Genomic DNA, 18900 nt, shown 5'->3' with positions numbered 1-18900 from the left:
CGGTGTACCCGCCGGCGCTGGCCCCCCAGATCGCCACCCGCCCAGGATCCGCCCGACCGGCGGACACCAGGTGACGAGCCGCATCAGCACAATCAGTGGCGTCGACCATCCCCCATCGATGACGAAGACCTAACCGGTACGCGCGGCCGTACCCAGTACTCCCCCTGTAGTCGACATCAGCGACGGCGAAACCTCTACTCGTGAAGTACTGCACATGCAAGTCCAGACGCAGCGGCCAGTTCGCCGTCGGCCCCGGATGAGCCCGTACAAGCAGTGGCGGAGGCCCATCGCTTCCTCCCAAGGGCGGGTAGTAGAGGCCGTACGCCTCACCCCCGTCGCGGGTACCGAAAGTGAAAGGCTCCGGCCGGGCGAGCGATGCCTGGTCAAGAGTGACGTCGGCCGGTGTGAGCTCACGAACAGCACCGCTGGTCTCAGCCAGCACCACCGTAGGCAACCGAGTAGGACTGGAGCCGATGAAGGCGACTTTCCCATCTACCACAGCCAAATAGGGCTTGATCGAGGTGTACGGCAACGCGAGCCGTTCCACATCACCGTCGGAGCGCTTCACAACTAAGAAGTGCAGCGCCCCCTGCTGGATGACGGCTACGACCTGGTTACCCTGAAAAACATAAGTGCGATACCCGAACTCCCAGGGAGCCGCCGCAACCTCGAATTCTCCCGTGATGACCGGCTCAGCATGGCCGTCGTGCCAGGCGTACAGGTTCCACCATCCTGAGCGGTCGGAAACGAAGTGCAGCACCCCGTCGTCGCTCCACCGCGGCTGGCACACCGACTCCTCGTCCCCGCCCGCGACCAGCCTCGTACCGGTAAGCGCACCATCAGGCCCGATGTCGGCCAACCAGAGCCGGGAACCGTCCCACGGCATGAGCGGCGCGTTCCATGAGACCCAGGCAAGCTGCTTCCCGTCAGGACTGGGCTCCGGAGACATGTAGAAGTCCTCGCCGGAGGCGATGATCGACGGCTCGGCCGACAGAACAACCAACTCGTTGTGGACGCCGCTCTCTTCATGACGTTCCCGTACACAGACCAGCTCGCCGGTGCCCGGAACAAGACGGAGGTCGGCATAGCGCCAGGTTCCCGCCAACGCGGGGGTCACCGGCACGGGGTGTCGGCCGTCGCGTACGTGATAGACCCGCTGGTCATCCGCGTTGCAGAACCACAGATCCCGCTCGGTGGCCAGGTAGGCCCCCCCGCCGTACTCATGCACGTAGGAAGCGACGTGGAACCCCTCCGGCAGCACGTCCTGGCGGCCATTGGCAGCCGTCCAGCACACGAGCACATCCCCGTCCGGCCGTCCCTCGATCCAGTAGACGGTCTCACCGACCGCTTGGACCGCGTCATACGAGACGGTGGCGCAGGCGACGACCTCAGCGGGGATAGGGCTCACTCTTGCAATGATCGGACGAAGTCATCCAGCTCGCGAGCGACCTCGGGGTGCCGAGGTGCCACCCGGTCGCGGAAGCGGTGGACCCGGGACATCCCGGCGACCGATCCTCGCCGAGCGAACACGGCGATCGCTTCTTGAGCCAGCCGTACGGCCTCGGCGGGTTCGCCTTCTCCGAGGCGTGCCTGCGCCAGGTCCACGGTGAGTTCTGCCTTGCGGCGTACGCACGTGGTGGGAACCCCACCGATGGCCTGCTCGAAGGAACGGGCGGCCTGGGCGTAGCTACCGAGTTCAAGGAGGCAGTTGCCCTGGTAGCCGAGCAGTCGCTCGCGGTCGAAGTCGTACATCCATTCGTCCCGCTCGTCACCGGCCCGTTCCAGGGCTCTGTTCGCCCTGTTGAGTTCGGCCAGTGCCGCTCTGCCGTCGCCCGCGTGGACACGTGCGGTGGCGCTCACGGCGTGCAGCCAGGACCTCGTCACGTGGGTGACAGAACGATCGGCCGTGTCCAGAGCCGCTGAGGCGTGCTGGATGGCTTCATCGGGCCGCCCGGCCGCATCCGCGGTGATGGAACGGTAAGCACTGACGTAGGACCGAAGCCCTTTGTCGCCCGCTTCCCCAAGAGCGTCCAAGGCGGTGGCGTACCGGTGCCCCATCGCGAAGTGGTCACCGAGATCGAACCAGATCCACGCCGCGAACCCGGCTGCCTCCCCTGCCGCATAGGCGATTCGCCGCCGCAGCTTGTCAGGGGCGGGAGCATCCAGGAGAGAGCACAGAAGGGCGAGGTGGCCGTCGACCGGGACGAGCATCTCGGCCGACGTCAGTTCGTGATAGAGGCGACGCTGGCGCATGGTGATCATCTCGATGTCCTCCACCACGGCGGAGGTGATTGCCGAAGCGCGCTTGCCACACGTACTGAGCCGTCCCCAGTCGACACCGGAATCCGGTGCCTCCGGACTGGGCCTCCGCGCGGCTTCGCTGCGGTGGCGGAGATGCGCCTGCTCGCGGATGACACCCGGGAGCATGCTGTTGAGCGTTCCGCCCGCGCCAAGCGCGGTGTCGCATGCGATGACCACGGACTCCGAGGGAGCGACCGAGGCCCGTTCCACCGCACCGAGGTGTTGCCAGGAGTATCCGGTCAGCTCGCCGAGTTCCATCAGCGTGAGCGAGCGCGCCTTGCGGAGTTCGCGCATCCTGGACCCCAGCGCGGCGAGCAGTGACGAGCCTGGGTCGAGGGCCTTGGCCGGCCGCCCGCGACCACCTTTCCTTTCGGTAGCCATTCGAACACTCCCTGCTGTTTTTGCTGTTCGTTGCGAGCAAATCAGGTCGTGCGGTCTGCTGTCAGCACCTTGAGCAAGCTGGATCGTGAGAGATGGACGCCCATGAGCACCGCCTCGATACATGCCCTCGATCGGCTGGAGAAACGCGCCCCCGAAAGCGCAGGCGATGCCGCCCTGTCCGGCGAATCACGCTCGGTTATGGCGAACTCCGCCAAGCGGATCCACTGCCCGAACGGCGAGGGCGAACAGGGAGCGGCAGGCATTCACGACCAGCGAGCTCAAGAACATCAAAAAACGGCCCTGCCCGGCGAATGGCGTCGCCTGGCAGAGCCTCGTCCGCACATCGGAGGTGCGAACTGTGCTCCACAGTAGTAGAACCCCGAAGATCATCCGGGTTCGCTGGCATGCCGAGCAGCCGCCGACTCCCCTCGGGTGCCGCTGGTGCGGCCATCCCCCCTACGCACACGACGCCACCAGCCTGCCGCACCGGCCTGCTCACCTGTGGGAACAACCCACCCCGGCCCAGGTCCGTACCCGCATGACGGCCCGGCGCCGCCTCGGGCTCTGCGGCCGACTACCCGCGCCTCCCCTACCGACCACCGTGGCCCCGCGTCCGACGAACCGTTCTCCCCTCAGCCGGGGACGCCACTCGCGACCGGCCGCACCACCGTACGGGCGCGAATCGCCGCCAGGTCTGCGGCCTGGCAGGCGCGAGGCGTACCGGAAGGGGGTCACGGCATGAGCACACCTCTCGTCGAGACCGAGAACCTCCGGCACGAACCCGGCGACGACCCCCGCGCGCTGCGCACGCTGACACTCCGCTTCCCCGACTGGCGCCCCTGGTACGGCAAGAGCACCGGACACTGGTGGGCCCTCTCCCCCGCCCGCTACCGGCAGCACATCGGCCTGATCGAGGCCGACACCCCCGCCGAACTGGCCGCCCGGATGCAGCACATCGAGGACTTCCACCCACAACCCGACCACCGGACAACCGTCGCGGTGCCGCACCCCGAAAACCCCGACGGGGACAACGAGACCACCGGCAAGGGAGGTGACCAGGATGACCGTACGACTGCTGTCCATCCTCGTCGGCGTGCTCGCTGACCGATTCCGAACCACAACCGGACCGGCCCCCGCGATGTGGTCACCACACCTGGGCCGAATCCCCGGCTGGTCGACGACACCGAACCACACCCCCGTCATCTCCCAGCGCTTCCCCGCCACCACCGACCAGGTCAGACCCGCACGCACCTTCGTCGCCGACATCCTCGGCAACGACCACCCACTCCGCGACGACGCCATACTCCTCACCAGCGAACTGGCCACCAACGCCGTCGAACACTCCACCAGGCCAATCGACGCCGAACCGACCGACACCGAAACCACGGACACCACACCGGGCGACCCGCCACGAGAGTTCGTCGTCACGGTCGCCTTCACCCCGCACGGCGTCATCATCACCGTCCAGGACCCCGGCTCCGCCCAGATCCCCTGCGTCAGGAACTCCAGTCTGGACGCCACCGGCGGACGAGGACTCCTCCTCGTCAACGAACTCGCCACCCGCTGGGGCTTCCACCGCGACCCCACCGGAACCGTCATCTGGTTCGAACTCACCTGACCAACCGGCGCGGCGGCGCGAGCTCGAAAGGGCAGCGCCGCCACGCTCCCAACCAACGGCGTCGTCCCCGAGAACGAGACGGTCATATGATCCCGTTCGTTCTGGAGGCACACGACGGAGACGGCTGTTCGGTGAGCTGATCTCCGGTACCCAACGGTCGGCGGTGGGAACGCGGAAACCCATAGCCCCGAACCAGGGAGATCGGCCGGCGTGGGCGCGTTCAGCCGATAGAGATCATCCCCGGCCTGGAAACGCTAGTGCTGTGACCACATACGTTCGCCGGGTTGGATGATCACGCGGTGACCTGGTCACCGCGAGCAGCAACCCGGTGAACCTTCCCGGTCACAGCACTAGAAACGGTCTGCGTGCTCGTCCACCCACTGCACGAACGTACGTGCCGGACGGCCGGTCACCCTTGCGACCGTGTCGTCCACGGTCTTGGAGGAATCATTGGACGCGGCGTACCAGCCAACGACATACTCGGCGTCCGCCCGGGACACTCCGGTGGCCATCAGCCTGTCGATCGCCTGTTCGTGCGTTATCGGCTCGAAGGCGATGTCGCGACGGAGCGTCCGCGACAGGATCGCGACCCGCTCACTCGGGGTCAGCGGTTCGGGTCCGGTGAGGTTGTAGGACTGCCCCGCGTGGCCGTCGTCGAGCAGTGCGACGGCTGCCACGGCCGCGATGTCGGCCTCGTGCACCAGCGCGCTGGGAAAGTCGTACGGCTCTCGGACCACTCCTTCGGCTCGGATCGATTCGGCCCAGGTCAACGTGTTGGACATGAACTCCTGTGCTTCCAGACGTGTCCATTCCACGCCTGAGTCCGCCACCGCCTGCTCGACCGGGCCCACCCAGCCGCCCCACAGCACGGTGAAGCGCTGAACGCCCGCGGCGACCGCCCGCTGGACCAGTTCGGGCCCGACCTCGGCAAGTCCAGCGGTCACCGTGATGTGCAGCCGGCTGACGCCGTGGAGTGCGGCGTCCAACTTCTCTGGTGTGTTGTGCGTGCCGGCCACCAGCTCCACCTCGGCCGGAAATCTTCCCGCGTTCGCCACCGGGTCTCGCGTCAGGGCCCGAACCCGCTCCCCTCGGCGGACCAGCTCTGCCACAACGTGCCGGCCGGTGTTCCCGGTGGCGCCTGTCACCAAGGTCGTCACAGTCGAGTTCCTTTGGTCGTCTTGTCTGGATGAGTCGCTGACGAACCTAGGAACTCAACCGCACTTGAGGTCAAACAGTCCGCCTGACCATGCTAAGCAACAGTTCTTGAGTTGAGGGCGCCGGCTCCTCCTCACTGTGCACGCTTGCTGCCTGCGAACTGCGTCTTCTCCCGTTTGCCAGATCGATCAGCACGCCCTGAAGTAACTTCACTCTCCGTGAAGCTTCTGTCACAGGATCGTTATCAGGAGTAATCCACTGCACCACAACGGTCCGGGGCTCACCGTCAGCCTCTGGCGCTAGATGTCGCGCCACACCACGGGCAGGCGCACGAGCGCGATCCTGGCGTCGGTCCACACCCCTGGAGGGATGCGGTCATCGCCGGTGAAGAAACTCGCGGCCGGCGGCATGACGATCAGCCCGGAGGTCCTGGCCCACCTGTCCCCGCTGCAGTGGGAACACATCAACTTCCTGGGCCGCTACGCGATCGCCTCCTCGGCACCGGCGAAGGGCCTACGTCCGCTGGGCACGACACCGCCGTCGCATGACGGTGCCGCCATGGGTGTTGTGGGTGAGGATGGGCCTGAATCCCCTGCTCGGTGATCACGGTTGGCCCGGGTAGGGATCGGCTCGCGCCGCTGTCCTTGTGCGTGCGGTCAGGCGGGGCAGCGATGTGGCGCCGTCTGCCGGTGATGACCGCGTGCTGATCATCGTCGTCCGCCGAACACCCACTCGTGGACTTCGATACCGGAATGCCGGTCCGGGGCCAGGACTGTGCGGGCCGTGTCCAGGTCCGGCGCCCGGACCAGGGCTGCCGTGCCCAGCCAGGTGGCGCCGTCGTCGGACAACAGCGGCCCGTAGGCGATCAACTCGTCCCGCCGGTCGGTCGGTGGAACGAGGTCGGCGGCCTGTCCCGTGCCGAGGCCCAGAACCAGATAGCGGTTGCCGCCTTCGCGGCCACCGGGGAAGTCCCACATGGTGCGCCCCAGCAGGTTGTGCCATCGGCGCAGCATCACGTCCCGGTACACGCCGGCCTGGTAGTTGGGCTCGTCGAAGGCGAACGCGCGTGCGGCGCCGGGATCGGGCAGGTCGATGATGTGCACGCTGCCGGTGGCCGTGTCGCCGTCGAGGGTCGGGCCGCGGGCGATCAACTGCGCCGCGTAGCGGTCCATGTAGGACCAGTGCTCCTCCACCAGCTTCTCGCGCAGCGCCGCGGAGCCGGGCCGGTCACGGTGGTAACAGAAGAATTCCATGTCGAGCCTATCTATCACGGGTTGCGGCAGGGGCGGGTGCACCGGGGTCGTCGGCGGGGCCGGTGCGCAGCGGGGTTTCGCGGATCAGCCAGGCGATGGTGAAGGCGGCGACGGACAGTGCGGCGGCGCCGATGAGGATGACGTGCAGGCCTCCGGTGACGGCCAGCCGGACCGCGTCGGCCACCTGGGCGGGCAGGTCCGGCAGCAGGGCGGGGGTGAGGTCGCCTTGCGTGGTCAGTCGGTCGGCGGCGGCCGGTCCCAGGTGGGCGGCCAGGTCGCCGCGTACCTGGGCGGCATACAGGGTGCCCAGCAGGGCGATGCCGAGCGAGCCGCCGATGGTGCGCAGCAGCGTGAGGGTGCCGCTGGCCGCGCCCATGTCGCGCGGGTCTGCGCTGTTCATGGTGATCAGGGTGGTGCTCTGCAACACCAGGCCCAGGCCTGCTCCGATGGGGAGGGTCAGGGCCGAGGCGAGCGCGGCGGGGGTGTCTCCGTCGAGTGGGAACAGTGCCAGCGCGCCGCCGGCCATGAGGGCTGCGCCGAAGATCGGGTAGCTGCGGTAGCGGCCGTTGGCGCTGATGAGGCGGCCGGTGAGCAGCTGGGCGCCGAGCATGCCGAACATCAGTGGGAGCAGCAGCATGCCGCTGGCCGCCGGAGAGGAGCCCTGCACGAGCTGCAGGTACTGCGGCAGGTAGTTGGTGACGGTGAGCATCACCGCGCCGACCAGGAAGCTCAGGACCTGGGCGAGGGTGAAGTTCCGGTCGGCGAACAGCCGGGGCGGGATGATCGGCTCGGCGGTGCGGTGTTCGACGGCCACGAACGCGGCCAGGGCCAACGCGCCGATCGCGCCGAGCGCCCAGGGCCAGGGGGTGCCGCCCGCCAGCAGGGTCAGGGCCACGATGGCGACGGTCAGCAGCACGGCTCCGGTGTAATCGATGCGCGGCCGGCCCCGTTTCGCGGGTGGCAGGTGGATCCGGGTGGCGATGAGAAGCAGGGCGAGAGCACCGACGGGCAGATTGACGTAGAAGGTCCAGCGCCAGCTGAGGTGGTCGGTGAGCAGCCCGCCCAGCAGCGGCCCGCCGACGTAGGCGACGGGCATGATGGCGCCGATCATCGACTGCAGCCGGCCGCTGTCGCGGGGTGGGACCAGCACGCCGATGATGGCCAGCGCGCCGACCATGAGCCCGCCCGCGCCGAGCCCTTGCACGGCGCGGAAAGCGATGAGCTGTGGCATGGTCTGGGCCAGGCCGCACAGCGCGGACCCGGCCAGGAACAGCGCGATGGAGCAGACGAAGGTGGCCTTGCGGCCGAGTAGGTCGCCGAGCTTGCCCCAGATCGGGGTGGTCGCCGCAGCTGCCAGCATGTACGCGGTCACCACTCCCGGCAACTGGTCCAGGCCACCGAGGTCGCCGGCGATGGTGGGCAGCGCAGTGCCCACGATCAGGCCGTCGAGCATGGCCAGGAACATGCCGGTCAGCAGCCCGAAGACGCCCAGGCGTGTCATGGCGCCTCAGACGGTGTAGGGGCGGGCGGTCCTGGCCTCGCGCAGCGCGTGCGCCCACCAGGCGAGCCGGTCCAGCATGACCTTGGCGGCGGCGTCGGCGGCCGGGTCGAGGGCCTTGCCGTCGCCGTCGAACTGCGCCCACGGATGTTGCAGGCCGACGCTGTCACGGAGGGTGACGGCGTGCAGTTCGGCCAGGACGAGCCGGAGTTGCTCGATCGCGCGCAGCCCGGCGGAGAAGGCGCCGTAGGAGACGAACGCGACGGGCTTGGCCTGCCATTCGATGCCGTGCCAGTCGATGGCGTTCTTCAGCGCGGCCGGGAAGCTGTGGTTGTACTCGGGCGTCACGATGACGAAGGCGTCGGCCGCCGCCAGGCGCGGCGAGACAGCCGCCAGCAGATCCCTGTCCTCCTGTGAGGCGGGCGGCTGGCCGAGCACCGGCAGAACGGTCGGCAGCGGGGTTTCGACCAGGTCGATCAGGTCGGCGCTCATGTCGTCGCGCTGATGGAGGTGGTCCAGCAGCCAGTTCGCCACGGCGGGGCCGAAGCGTCCCTCACGGGTGCTGCCGAGAATGACGGCGATCTTGAGCACTTATCTTCCCTTGCGTACAATGTATTGAGTAAATACAACGTACACATGCATGTGTACGTTGTCTACTGTCGGTACGTTGTATCGACAGACGAGGGGAAAGGGACAACGGCATGACCACCGACAAGAGCGCACCGCTGTGGGAGCGGCTGGAACGGCCCGCACCGGCACCCCGCCAGACGTTGTCTCCGCAGCGCATCGCCATGGCCGCCGTTGCGGTCGCCGACGCCGAGGGCCTGGAGGCCATTACCATGCGCCGCCTGGCCACAGAACTGGGCGTCGCTCCCATGGCGCCCTACCGCTACGTATCAGGCAAGGACGACCTGCTGGAACTCATGGTCGACCACGTCTACACAGGCATGCGCCTGCCCGGCGGCCTCGGCTGGCGGGAGAGCCTGCACGCCCTGGCCGTGGGCACACGCGAGCTGATGCTGGAGCACCGGTGGCTGGCTCAGCTCCCACCGCAAACCAAGCTCGCCCTGACGCCCAGCCGAATGGCCGTGGCCGAGCAGTCCCTGATGGCGCTCGACGGCCTCGGCCTGGACCCCGACATGATGATGGGCATCTTCCGCGGCGTGGACGCCTACGTGCAGGGCGCCATGAGTTACGACAGCGCCGTCGATGCGTTCATGAGCGAGCAGAGCCTGTCCAGCGGCGACGAACTGCGCACCGAGCTCGCCCCCCTCATGGCCTGGCACATGCGCACCGGCCATTACCCCACCTACCAGCACTACCTGCGCGCCGCCACTCGCAAGGACGACAGGCGATGGCAGTTCGACCTCGGCCTCAACTGCCTCCTCGACGGCATCGCCGCCCGCCTGAACATTTGAGGACGGCCGCATCGGGGCTCGAGCAGACAGCGAACAACCCGTGGCGCGAGCGAGACCGGACAGACGAGGTTGTCGCCATACGGCCATCCACGATGCAGGCGGAGCCCTTCAACCGGGGCACGGCATTTGAGGTGTTGCGGGATAACCTTCGTTATCTGGCAAGATAGCGATCATGGACGTGTGCGAGCTGGGACACCGCTGCCCAGCACGGACGCTTCGTTTCCCGGTTATCTGGCAACCCGGCGAATGGCGGAGGTCGGCACGGTGGATCCGGTCATCGCCGAGCAGCTCGGCCGCACCCGCTCGCCCGCCATCTCGACGACTTCCTCACCGACCTGGCCAACGCCGGCGCCTCCGCGCACACCCGGCGCGCCTACCGCGGCGACCTGATCGCCTTCGCCGCCCACTACGGTGAGGAGACCGGCGCACTGTCTGCCGCGCCGGTCCGCGCCTTCCTGGCCGAACTCATCGACCTGTCGCCGGCCAGCCGCAAGCGCAAGCGCGCCGCAATCGCCTCCTTCACCAAGTGGGCCGTCCGGCACGACCTCCTGCAGGCCAACCCGATGGACCGCATCGACACCGTCAAGGTGCCCAAGAGCCTGCCGCGCCCGGCCACAGGCGCCGACGTCGCCAAGGTGCTGGCCGTGATCTGCTCGCGGCGGCCGCGCAAGGACTTGCCGCTGGACCGGCTGCGCGACCGGGTGCTGTTCGAGACCGCCTACGTCTGCGGCGCTCGCGCCTCGGAGGTGTGCGGCCTGTACGTCGAGGACCTTGACCTGCGGCTGGACGACGAACACGTCCGCATCCACGGCAAGGGCGGCAGCGTACGCACCGTGCTGCTCGACGATCGCGGCTACGTCACCCTGCTCAAGCTCTATCTGGCCCGCGTCGGCTACACCGCCGGGCCGCTGTTCCGCGCCTCCATCAACGGCCGCGGCGGTCCGCTGTCCTACGACGCCGCCCACCACCGCTGGCAGCGCTACTGCGCCGCCGCACGCGTTGAGATCGACATCCACCAGCTACGGCACGCCCACGCCACCGAACTCATCAACGCCGGCGTCTCCATCGAGGCCGTCCGCCGCCGCCTCGGGCACGCCTCCACCGAGACCACGCAGCTGTACGCGTTACTCGACGACAAGGTCGCCGACGCCGAGATCCGCGCCGCCCGCCGACGCCGCGACCGGGCAACCCGCTGAAGAACCTTCACGACCAAGAGCGACCTCACTCCCTGCGACCAAGATCCTTCTCAGCGCCAACGGCTGTCCGCCGGTTCCTCGCCCCCGGGCCCCTGCAGGACTACAAACTGGTGATCTCGCCTCGCGCCGTTGGCTGTTCGACGGCACGGCCTGTCGCGAGTTCGGGGACGTACGTGTAGATCGTGGAGCGGCCACTCCTGCCGCATGCCGTCCAACCACCCGCGGGAGCCCCGGCCCGCCCTCGCCGGCTGGGCGGTCGAGTGTCATCCCGAGCTCACCGCGGCTGAGAGGTCCTCCGCTGGGACGACGCCGTCGCGACCTCCGGAGGAGGCGGGTGAGACCCGGTGACGATGTGCGGGGCATCGCCGCGGCGGCAGATTGGGCCGGGTGAACACCTCTGCTCCAGGAAGCCGCCGGACGAGCGTGCCGGTCCTGATCATCGTCGTCTGGTCGGTGAGTTATCTGGCCCTCGGCCTGCTCTGGGCTTTTGGAGGGCCCGGATATCCGTTCGACGCCGGCCGTACGGGGGCGGGCAACACCCTGCTCGATCCTCTTCCGCCGGCGGCCGGCGGGGGCCTGCTGGCGATGTCGGCGCTGGTGGCCGGCGTTGTCGCCGTGCTCGCCGCCAGAGGCCCGCTCAACCGGGCCCCCGCCGTCGTGGCCGTCGTGGCCGGAGTCGGCCTGGCGGTCCTCCTGCCCGACGTGCGCATCATGATGACCGCCGGCTACCTGCCGGTGATGCTGGCCGCCGCGCTGGTCGGCCAGGCCGAATTCTCGATGATCGCGACCATGCTGACGTGGCCGAGCGTCAACCTGCTCATTCTGATGGCGGCCGGCGTCAGCCTGATGCTTTTGGGGACACGCGCGCTGATCGGAGGGTCCAGACGGCCCGGCAGCGCCGCCGGCGCGCTACGGATCGGGCAGTACGCGACGGCTGTCGCGGTCGCCGTCCCCGTCGTCTACGCCGTCACCCGTTTCGGCTGGCTCCTGGGCGTGCCCGTCGGCATCAGCGACCAATTCCTGGCCGATATCGCCGAGATCACCCCGATCGGCGCCGGTCTCAGCACGCTCGGTCTCCTCGGCGCGGTCCTGACCGTCGGCTTGGTACGGCCCTGGGGGGAGAACTGGCCGCGCTGGGTGCCGTTCCTGCGGGGGCTGCCGATTCCGGCGCGATTCCCGGCCTGCGCGGCTCTGGCCGTCTCCCTACCCATCACCTCTGCCGGACTGATGTACGTGCGCAAGAAGCTCACCGGCGAGCAGGTTGGCCCGGCGGGCGCTGCCGGCGAGTTGGGTGCCTGGCTGCCGGAGATGTTGTGGCCGCTGTGGGGTGTGGCCTTGGCGGTGGCCGCGCTGGCCTACCTCTCACGCCGTCGGCACCTCGCTCACGCACGCCGACCATAATGGTGGACGTGCGAGAGTCCCGGTCTACCGGCGCCGCGGTGGACTCCCTTCTCAACCGGCATCAGGTGAGCGCCGATGCCGTGCTCGCCGTCCTGCTCGTCCTGCCGCTCGGCCTGGTCTCGTTGGGCCTGCTCCGGGCCTCGGACAGTCCCCTGTCGCTCCGCCTGCTCGCGGGTCTCGGCCTGCTGGTGCTGCATGGTTGCGTTGTTCCGCGTCGGCTGCGCCCGCTGGCGGCGTACGGGCTGGCCGCAGCGGCGATGCTGCTGCTGGTGGCGTTGCCGCCGCTGCACGACCCGGGCGGCGCCTACTATCCGGCGGTGCTGCTGCCGAGCACGCTGGTCTTCGGGCTGCTGCTCTACACGGCGTCCGGCCGGCTCGACCTGCTGCCTGGCCTGGTCTGCCTGGCCGTCGCCCTGGCGGGTGTGGGCCTGCTCCTGGCGCGTCTGTGGAATCCGGCCTCGTGGGGCGGGTCGTCGGGTTCCTACGAGCTGGTCGCGTGGCGGATCGGGCTGTCGGTCGGCCTGGTCGCCGTGGCGGCGTGCCTGTGGTCGCTGGGCCGCCTCAGCCGTATGCGGGGGTTGTTCCTGTCCGAGCTCCGAGCGAAGGCCGAGCGGGCCGAAGCCGACCGTGCGCTGGAGCGGAAGGAGGCAGCGCGGGCCGAGCGCGACCGCATCAGCCGCGAGATGCACGACGTGGTGTCCCACTCGCTCGCCGTCATGGTCAGCCAGGCGGAGGGTGGTCGGCTGTCCGATCCGGACTCGCCCGGGGCGGGTGTGTTCGCCACCATCGCCGGGGTCGGGCGCGAGGCCCTGCGCGACATGCGCGGGCTTCTGGGGGTGCTGCGCGCCGACGGCGGCACCGCTCCGCAACCGGGCCTCGGCGACCTGTCCGACCTGCTCGACCATGTGCGCGATGCGGGCGTACGCGTCGCCGTACAAGAGGCCGGGGACGCCCGGCCGCTGCGCCCCGCCGCCGACCTGACCGCCTATCGCGTCATCCAAGAGGGGCTGACCAACGTGATCAAGCACGCGGGGGCGTCGGCCGCGGCCGACCTGACGCTGGCGTGGCGCCCGGACGAACTGCACATCACTATCACCAACGATGGCGACGGCCCGCCCGCCGAAGGGGCCGGCGTCGGGCTGACCGGGATGCGCGAACGGCTCAGCATGGTGGGAGGCACTCTGAAGGCCGGTAGACGCGCCGGCGTCGGCTTCGTCCTGTCGGCCACCGTGCCCTATGAGCCGAGGAGTCTCCCATCATCAGGATCATGATCGTCGACGATCAGGAGCTGCTGCGCAACGGCCTGACCATGGTCGTCAGGTCCCAGCCCGACATGGAGGTGGCCGCCGAGGCCGCTGACGGCCTGGCGGCCCTGAAGGCGTTGGAGTCGCGGCGCGTCGAGGTGGTGGTGATGGACATCCGCATGCCCCGGATGGACGGTGTCACAGCCACCCGGGAGATCCAGCGGCTGAACGACCCGCCGAAGGTGCTGGTGTTGACCACGTTCGACCTCGACGAGCACGCCCTGGCCGCGCTACGGGCCGGTGCGAGCGGGTTCATGCTGAAGGACGCGCCAGGAGAGGAGATCATCGCTGCGATCCGGCACGTGCACCGGGGCGACTCGATCATCGCGCCCGCCACGACCCGCCGGCTCATCGGGCGGCTCGTCGCGAAGGCCGACACCGACCCGGAGGCTGTGCTCAAGATGCTCACGGAACGTGAGCGTGAAGTCTTCCTCAGCCTGGCCAGGGGCGCGTCCAACGCCGAGATCGGGGCCGAGTTGTTCTTGTCGGAGACCACGGTCAAGACCCATGTGGGGCGCATCCTGACCAAGCTAGGGCTGCGCGACCGGGTCCAGGCGGTGGTCCTGGCGTACGAATCCGGCGTTGTCACTCCGGGTGAGCGTTAGGCAGTGGCCCGACCTGGGTCAGACCACCGAGTACACCCGGCTGACGTCTTCGCCGCGCTGGCCGAGTTCATTCGCGAGCTCATCGTGGAAGGCACCTATGAGGGCCTGGCCGCCGCTCGTGCCCGTGGCCGGCGTCTCGGGCGCCCGCCGGCGATGTCGCCCGAGCAGATCCGGCATGCCCGTGACTTGCTCACCCGGCCGGACAACACCGTCTCTTCCATCGCCCGGCTTCTCGGCGTCAGCCGCTCCACGATCTACACGTACGTCCCCGAACTCGGGGTCCCGGTAGCAATGAAGAAATTTCCAACGAAGTATCGCCTGGCCTGGGGTAACAGCAGCATTTGACGACTGGATGATCACTGCCGCTACGTTCGTTCCGGTTTCGTCCGGTACGGCAGGTAGAAGTGGTGCGTTGTCCGAGAAGATGTTCTCCGAGGAACAGATGGACGAAGTCGGTCTCGCCAAGGGCGACGTATCCGATCAACTTCTGACCATCGAGCGTCTCGATACCGAGCGCCATCTGTTCGAAAGTGTTGCGTGGCCTGCTCTGCCCCTTCTCGATGTTCTGAGCTAGGGAGATTGGCGGATCTCCGCCCATCCATCGGCCCACCTGCGGGTCGTGATACCAGCGCCACATCGCTTCGCTGTCATCCGGCTCAAGGGCTCGCAGGCGAACGCGTTCTCCAGTCAGCAAGGGAGCCTCCTCATGGTGGACGCCAACGTGTATCAAAGCATCGATTTAGACACAACAGAATTTCCGTCCTCAACAAGTTTCGTGGGAGCTGCACCTGGATCTGATCTGCGGAGACGTCGCACCTGCGCCGCCATGTCACACCCGAGGTGCCAGCCCTGACAGGACCACGACGCGTGGCCAGCACACTGAGGCCTCCCGCGTAACCGAAGATCACGGATGGTGATCGTCGCGGTCGGCTCGCGTGCCGTACGGCGTGGCCGGGCCGTAGACCCAAGGCAGTGAAGCCCCTGCTAGAAGTGGTCTTGCGACAGATCAGCTTCCGAGCAGAGGCTTCACGTGTCCAACAGCGTCACATATACCGCCGTCCTTGACGTCCAGCGGGAGACGGTCGAGTTCCTGTCCGGTCTTCTCGCAGGTCACCGGGCCAATCTCGGCACTCGGGCCGGGACTCGCGCGCTCGGGCCGTTCAATCAGGCGGTCTTGGTGCTGCGCTGGTTCCTGGACGGCACCCGAGTCCGGCAACTGGCCGCCGACAACGCCATCGGCAAGAGCACCGCCTACGACTATCTGCACGAGGGCATCGACGTGATGGCCGCCCAGGCGCCAGACCTGGCCACCGCGCTGGCCGAAGCTCAGCGCGACGGAGCCGGTCACCTCAATCTCGATGGCACCGTGCTGCGTACCGACCGGGTCGCCACCCCCGGCCCGAACGGCGCCGACCTGTGGTGGAGCGGAAAACACAAGCACCACGGAGGTAACGTCCAGGTGCTGTCCGATCCTGAGGGATGGCCACTGTGGACCTCGCCGGTCCGGCCAGGCCGCGAACACGACACCATCTGCGCCAAAGCGGCCGACGGCCTGCTGGCCATGCTGGAACAGGTTGCCACCGAACAGGGCCTGCTCACCCTGACCGACCTGGGATATGAGAACCTCAGCCCGGCTGTGCGCCACCCGGTGAAGAAACCCAAAGGTGGCGAACTCACCATCAAGATGGAAGAGGCTCGCAGGGGCACGGCGTCCTTCACAGCTCGGACGAGGCGTCGGCCCGTCAGACGCAGCGGAGTACTGCCAGCCCCGGCCCCCTTCTATTCAGGCAACCTGCTGGAAGGGTTGGCTGCGGCGCCGGCCCGGTCGTCTCCGGCGACGCCGAGACGTGCGGTCGGTCGCTTGCCGGTCGATCATGGCCACCGGGGCGGCGACTCCCGCTCACCACGAACGCGGTCCTCTTGGGGGATGACCCCGATCGCGACCTCCGGAGGATCTCGTCGAGACCTGACGACGACGTCCAGGGCACCCCCGGGGTGGCAGATTGGCGGAACCGTAGAACGCAATCTACCGAGGGAGCCGCGACGTGACCGATACGAAAAAGCTGTGGGGACGACGTGGAATTGCCGGACTGGCTGCCACGCTTGCGTTGATCACCGGAACGGCGACGGCGTCCTTCGCCGGAACCGCGCCTTCCGACCCTGGGCCCCGGCTGTCCGGATCCGCGGGCGGCAAACTGACCAAGACGTTCGGATCTTGGGCCGGGGACCCGGTGAAGTTCCAGATCGAGGCCCGTGGCGGACCCGGCACCACGAAGGGGACTTTCAAGGTGTTCCACGGGAAGGGCAGGACCGGTGGCGTCGTCGCCGAGTTCGAGGGGAAGATCACCTGTCTGCTGGTGGGCGGTGAGGTCGCCGTCGCCACCGGCGTTATCACCCGTGGTTACGCGAACCTTACGGATGAGAAGAACACGGACGTCACCGGCCAGAAGGTCTCGTTCACCGTGCACGACAACGGCCGTTCCGACAGGCTCTACTGGATGTGGGGGTTCATGAACGCGCCGATCAACGATTGCCAGGGCACGGCGCCGATTCTCAAGACGAGCCACGGGGACTTCAAGGTCCATGACTGACAGGGCAGGCGATCTGGCGCACGTCGGGCGAGGTCGCGCACCCTGCATCCGCGCGGAGGTGACTGCAATGCCGTAGACGCCGTCGCGACCTCGGGAGGATCCCGCGGCGACCTGAGGACGATGTGCGGGGCGTCGCCGCAGCGGCAGATTGACAGGAACGCCGGGGCCCTGGGATGTACCCCGATGGATGGCATGGGGCCGGTCCCAATCTTGCCAAAAAGCCGCTACGGTCCCGCCGATTCCCGATGTGTTCCCACAGAGACGGGGGGATCTTTAAAGGTGCAGGTAAGAGCATTATCGCGGAGGGACTGTAAAACCGTCGGCTCAGCCTACGCAGGTTCAAGTCCTGCACCTGCCACACCAGCAGAAACAGCCCTCTCACCAGCGGAAACGCGGTGAGGGGGCTGTTCTCGTATGTCCGGCTGTTCATGGTCGTCAACGGCGATCTACGGCTGATCGTTCCCAATGCGTTCCCACGGGGATCAGCCCTTGGTGGCCTCCGAGATCCGCCGCATGGCCTCGCCATCCTGGCCGTGGATGCACTTGGCATAGACCCGATGAAGCACATCCACGCTGCGTCCCGCCCACTCGGCGACCTGGGGCGCCGGGACCCCGGCGTTGAGCCAGGTGGACACTGCCGCGTGCCGTAGCGCGTACGGCACATCCATGAGGGGTGAGGCGGCCTCTTCAAGGAGTGAACGCCTTATCCCTGCTGGTGAGGGATGCCGCATGTGCGGGTGCGTAGTAAGTCGCCCTCCGTGCTGGGGCTTGCGGGGCAACGATCGCAACCTATAGGTTGCCAATTAATGGCAACCCGCGGGTTGCGAAGGAGAGTGAGCATGGTTTCGGACGCGATCGAACGTGTGGTGGTGCTGCGGCACCCCATCGAGCGGGTGTGGGCCGCGCTGACCACCGCGGAAGGGCTCTCGCGGTGGTTCGGTTCGGTGGCGGAGATAGATCTGCGGCCCGGTGGGCGCGCGTTCTTCCGTTGGGACGACCTCGGCGAGGAGTCCGTCGCCACCATCGCGGTGGTCGACCCACCACACCGTTTCGCGTTCAGGTGGGCAATCGAGGGCCTGCCGGAGGATGACGTTCTCCAGACGTTTGTGGACTTCACCCTGGAGCCCGTACCGGACGGCACTCGGCTACGCCTCGTAGAGAGCGGATTCGCCCAGGCCGCCGACGACGTGGCCCAGTCTGCCCGCAAGGCCAACAGTCAGGGATGGGACACGGAGCTCGTCGACCTGGGGGCCTACCTCGATGCGGCCGCCTGATGTGGAGGGGCAGGCCGTTGCGGTGTTCGCGGCGCTCACCGATCCAACGCGGCGGGCGCTGCTGGAGGAGCTTGCCCGCGCCGGGCCCGCAACCGTCACTGATCTGGCGCGGCGGTTGCCGATCAGCCGCCAGGCGATCGCCAAGCACCTGGGCCAGCTCTCCGAAGCGGGCCTGATCAGCTCCGGCGAACCGGCCGGCCGCCGCCATCCCTACCGGTTGGAACCAGCCGCCATTCGCACGGCCCAGGTGTGGCTGGCCAGGCTCGCCAACAGGTGGGATGACCGGCTGGCCGCGCTGGAAGGTGCATTGGACGCCACTGACACGAACCAAGGAGTCACGCAACAATGAGCAAGCCTGAATTCACCGCCGGCCTGAACATCGCCATGAAGATCCCCAAGGCGCAGTACGAGGCCACCGTGGCCTTCTACCGCGACACTCTGGGCTTCGAGGTCAAAGAGGACGACGTCTTCTACGCTCCGACCGTCTCGAGAACTCATTCGGTGCGGTTCGGTCCCAATACGCTGTGGCTCGACTGTGTCGACAACTACAGCCAGCCCGACCTGTGGCTGCAGCTGCACACCGGTGACCTGGACGCGGCAGCGAGCAAACTGGCCGATATCGGTATCCACCCGTGTGACGAGGTCGAGCCCCTGGAGAACCTCGATTCCAGAACCCACTGGATCAAGAACCCGGCCGGTGTCATACATCTGCTTGCGGAGTCCGGCTGATCGTGATGTCCCGATGAGGTGAGCAGCTACCTCGGCGGTAGCGCGGAGCCAAACGCCCAGCTTCCCGAGTCGCTCAAGCTTCGATGACACAAGCCCAAGGTTTGCTGTCGCAGGACAGTCGCTCGTCCTGGATGATCACGATTGGGTGGCGGAGCGGCACGTCGTCGTGACATGAG

22 protein-coding genes and 2 pseudogenes are annotated in these 18900 nt (G+C 67.8%); 15 read left to right on the top strand and 9 right to left on the bottom strand.

Annotated elements, in window-relative coordinates:
• On the bottom strand, nucleotides 1-1408 hold a 1408-nt coding region (locus tag ABZ260_RS02195), incomplete at its 3' end, for a prolyl oligopeptidase family serine peptidase (protein ID WP_355611779.1).
• Complete coding sequence (locus tag ABZ260_RS02190) at nucleotides 1405-2682, bottom strand: helix-turn-helix domain-containing protein (protein ID WP_355611776.1); 1278 nt, start codon at nucleotides 2680-2682, stop codon at nucleotides 1405-1407. The genes ABZ260_RS02190 and ABZ260_RS02195, both read right to left, overlap by 4 nt.
• Nucleotides 2683-3420: 738 nt before the next feature.
• Between ABZ260_RS02190 and ABZ260_RS02185 the strand changes: the two genes are divergently transcribed.
• Both ABZ260_RS02185 and ABZ260_RS02180 read left to right on the top strand, forming a co-directional pair.
• Nucleotides 3421-3786, top strand: a complete 366-nt coding sequence (locus tag ABZ260_RS02185; protein WP_355611773.1) for a hypothetical protein — start codon at nucleotides 3421-3423, stop codon at nucleotides 3784-3786.
• A complete protein-coding gene (locus tag ABZ260_RS02180) occupies nucleotides 3743-4300 on the top strand; it encodes an ATP-binding protein (protein ID WP_355611770.1) in 558 nt (185 codons plus the stop codon). Before ABZ260_RS02185 ends, ABZ260_RS02180 begins: the two co-directional genes overlap by 44 nt.
• A 350-nt stretch (nucleotides 4301-4650) precedes the next feature.
• On the opposite strand, the gene ABZ260_RS02175 is transcribed toward ABZ260_RS02180, so the two are convergent.
• Both ABZ260_RS02175 and ABZ260_RS02170 read right to left on the bottom strand, forming a co-directional pair.
• On the bottom strand, nucleotides 4651-5457 hold the full coding sequence (locus ABZ260_RS02175) for an NmrA family NAD(P)-binding protein (protein ID WP_355611767.1): 807 nt from the start codon (nucleotides 5455-5457) through the stop codon (nucleotides 4651-4653).
• 297 nt (nucleotides 5458-5754) lie between these two features.
• Nucleotides 5755-5919, bottom strand: a complete 165-nt coding sequence (locus ABZ260_RS02170) for a hypothetical protein (protein ID WP_355611791.1) — start codon at nucleotides 5917-5919, stop codon at nucleotides 5755-5757.
• Here ABZ260_RS02170 and ABZ260_RS02165 point away from each other — a divergent pair.
• Nucleotides 5864-6058 carry a Tn3 family transposase gene (locus ABZ260_RS02165; protein WP_355611784.1) on the top strand — a complete coding sequence of 65 codons (195 nt, stop codon included), beginning with the start codon at nucleotides 5864-5866 and terminating at the stop codon, nucleotides 6056-6058. The two genes, ABZ260_RS02170 and ABZ260_RS02165, sit on opposite strands and share 56 nt — an antisense overlap.
• Nucleotides 6059-6162: 104 nt before the next feature.
• On the opposite strand, the gene ABZ260_RS02160 is transcribed toward ABZ260_RS02165, so the two are convergent.
• From ABZ260_RS02160 to ABZ260_RS02150, 3 genes are read right to left on the bottom strand one after another with little or no spacing between them, the layout of a single operon-like run.
• On the bottom strand, nucleotides 6163-6708 hold the full coding sequence (locus tag ABZ260_RS02160) for a YciI family protein (protein ID WP_355611764.1): 546 nt from the start codon (nucleotides 6706-6708) through the stop codon (nucleotides 6163-6165).
• Nucleotides 6709-6715: 7 nt separating this feature from the next.
• The gene (locus ABZ260_RS02155; RefSeq protein ID WP_355611761.1) at nucleotides 6716-8209 is read right to left on the bottom strand and encodes an MDR family MFS transporter; all 1494 of its coding nucleotides are present in this window, start codon (nucleotides 8207-8209) and stop codon (nucleotides 6716-6718) included.
• A 6-nt stretch (nucleotides 8210-8215) separates the two neighbouring features.
• A complete protein-coding gene (locus ABZ260_RS02150; RefSeq protein WP_355611758.1) occupies nucleotides 8216-8797 on the bottom strand; it encodes an NAD(P)H-dependent oxidoreductase in 582 nt (193 codons plus the stop codon).
• Between the two features lie 110 nt (nucleotides 8798-8907).
• Between ABZ260_RS02150 and ABZ260_RS02145 the strand changes: the two genes are divergently transcribed.
• From ABZ260_RS02145 to ABZ260_RS02115, 7 genes and pseudogenes are all read left to right on the top strand, one after another.
• Nucleotides 8908-9624: a TetR/AcrR family transcriptional regulator C-terminal domain-containing protein gene (locus ABZ260_RS02145; protein WP_355611755.1), complete on the top strand. Its 717-nt coding sequence runs from the start codon at nucleotides 8908-8910 to the stop codon at nucleotides 9622-9624.
• Nucleotides 9625-9959: 335 nt separating this feature from the next.
• Nucleotides 9960-10103: pseudogene (locus tag ABZ260_RS02140) on the top strand (recombinase); the annotation flags it as partial.
• Nucleotides 10104-10187: 84 nt separating this feature from the next.
• Nucleotides 10188-10820, top strand: coding sequence for a tyrosine-type recombinase/integrase (locus tag ABZ260_RS02135; protein ID WP_355611752.1), 633 nt, complete (start codon nucleotides 10188-10190; stop codon nucleotides 10818-10820).
• A 423-nt stretch (nucleotides 10821-11243) separates the two neighbouring features.
• On the top strand, nucleotides 11244-12221 hold the full coding sequence (locus ABZ260_RS02130; RefSeq protein WP_355611749.1) for a hypothetical protein: 978 nt from the start codon (nucleotides 11244-11246) through the stop codon (nucleotides 12219-12221).
• 8 nt (nucleotides 12222-12229) lie between these two features.
• On the top strand, nucleotides 12230-13492 hold the full coding sequence (locus ABZ260_RS02125; protein ID WP_355611746.1) for a histidine kinase: 1263 nt from the start codon (nucleotides 12230-12232) through the stop codon (nucleotides 13490-13492).
• A complete protein-coding gene (locus ABZ260_RS02120) occupies nucleotides 13489-14130 on the top strand; it encodes a response regulator transcription factor (protein ID WP_355611743.1) in 642 nt (213 codons plus the stop codon). The genes ABZ260_RS02125 and ABZ260_RS02120 overlap by 4 nt, the downstream gene beginning before the upstream one ends.
• Nucleotides 14131-14133: 3 nt before the next feature.
• Nucleotides 14134-14475, top strand: a complete 342-nt coding sequence (locus ABZ260_RS02115; protein WP_355611740.1) for a helix-turn-helix domain-containing protein — start codon at nucleotides 14134-14136, stop codon at nucleotides 14473-14475.
• On the opposite strand, the gene ABZ260_RS02110 is transcribed toward ABZ260_RS02115, so the two are convergent.
• Nucleotides 14369-14767, bottom strand: coding sequence for a hypothetical protein (locus ABZ260_RS02110; protein ID WP_355611782.1), 399 nt, complete (start codon nucleotides 14765-14767; stop codon nucleotides 14369-14371). The two genes, ABZ260_RS02115 and ABZ260_RS02110, sit on opposite strands and share 107 nt — an antisense overlap.
• Nucleotides 14768-15160: 393 nt before the next feature.
• Between ABZ260_RS02110 and ABZ260_RS02105 the strand changes: the two are divergent.
• Nucleotides 15161-15808: pseudogene (locus ABZ260_RS02105) on the top strand (transposase family protein); the annotation flags it as partial.
• Between the two features lie 367 nt (nucleotides 15809-16175).
• Nucleotides 16176-16721, top strand: coding sequence for a hypothetical protein (locus tag ABZ260_RS02100; RefSeq protein WP_355611788.1), 546 nt, complete (start codon nucleotides 16176-16178; stop codon nucleotides 16719-16721).
• A gap of 482 nt (nucleotides 16722-17203) precedes the next feature.
• Here the strand turns inward: ABZ260_RS02100 and ABZ260_RS02095 are convergent, their stop codons facing one another.
• Nucleotides 17204-17389 (bottom strand): hypothetical protein, encoded by a 186-nt coding sequence (locus tag ABZ260_RS02095; protein ID WP_355611737.1) that lies wholly within the window; start codon nucleotides 17387-17389, stop codon nucleotides 17204-17206.
• 171 nt (nucleotides 17390-17560) lie between these two features.
• On the opposite strand from ABZ260_RS02095, the gene ABZ260_RS02090 reads away from it, so the two are divergent.
• From ABZ260_RS02090 to ABZ260_RS02080, 3 genes are read left to right on the top strand one after another with little or no spacing between them, the layout of a single operon-like run.
• Nucleotides 17561-17995, top strand: coding sequence for an SRPBCC domain-containing protein (locus tag ABZ260_RS02090; protein WP_355611734.1), 435 nt, complete (start codon nucleotides 17561-17563; stop codon nucleotides 17993-17995).
• Between the two features lie 22 nt (nucleotides 17996-18017).
• Nucleotides 18018-18344 (top strand): metalloregulator ArsR/SmtB family transcription factor, encoded by a 327-nt coding sequence (locus ABZ260_RS02085; RefSeq protein ID WP_355611731.1) that lies wholly within the window; start codon nucleotides 18018-18020, stop codon nucleotides 18342-18344.
• Complete coding sequence (locus ABZ260_RS02080) at nucleotides 18341-18724, top strand: VOC family protein (RefSeq protein ID WP_355611728.1); 384 nt, start codon at nucleotides 18341-18343, stop codon at nucleotides 18722-18724. The genes ABZ260_RS02085 and ABZ260_RS02080 overlap by 4 nt, the downstream gene beginning before the upstream one ends.
• Nucleotides 18725-18900: the final 176 nt, after the last annotated feature.

Source organism: Streptosporangium sp. NPDC006013 (assembly GCF_040614275.1).
In the GTDB taxonomy this organism is placed as follows: domain Bacteria; phylum Actinomycetota; class Actinomycetes; order Streptosporangiales; family Streptosporangiaceae; genus Streptosporangium.
Note: the sequence above shows the minus strand (reverse complement) of the source record. Positions and strands in the feature narration are given on the sequence as shown.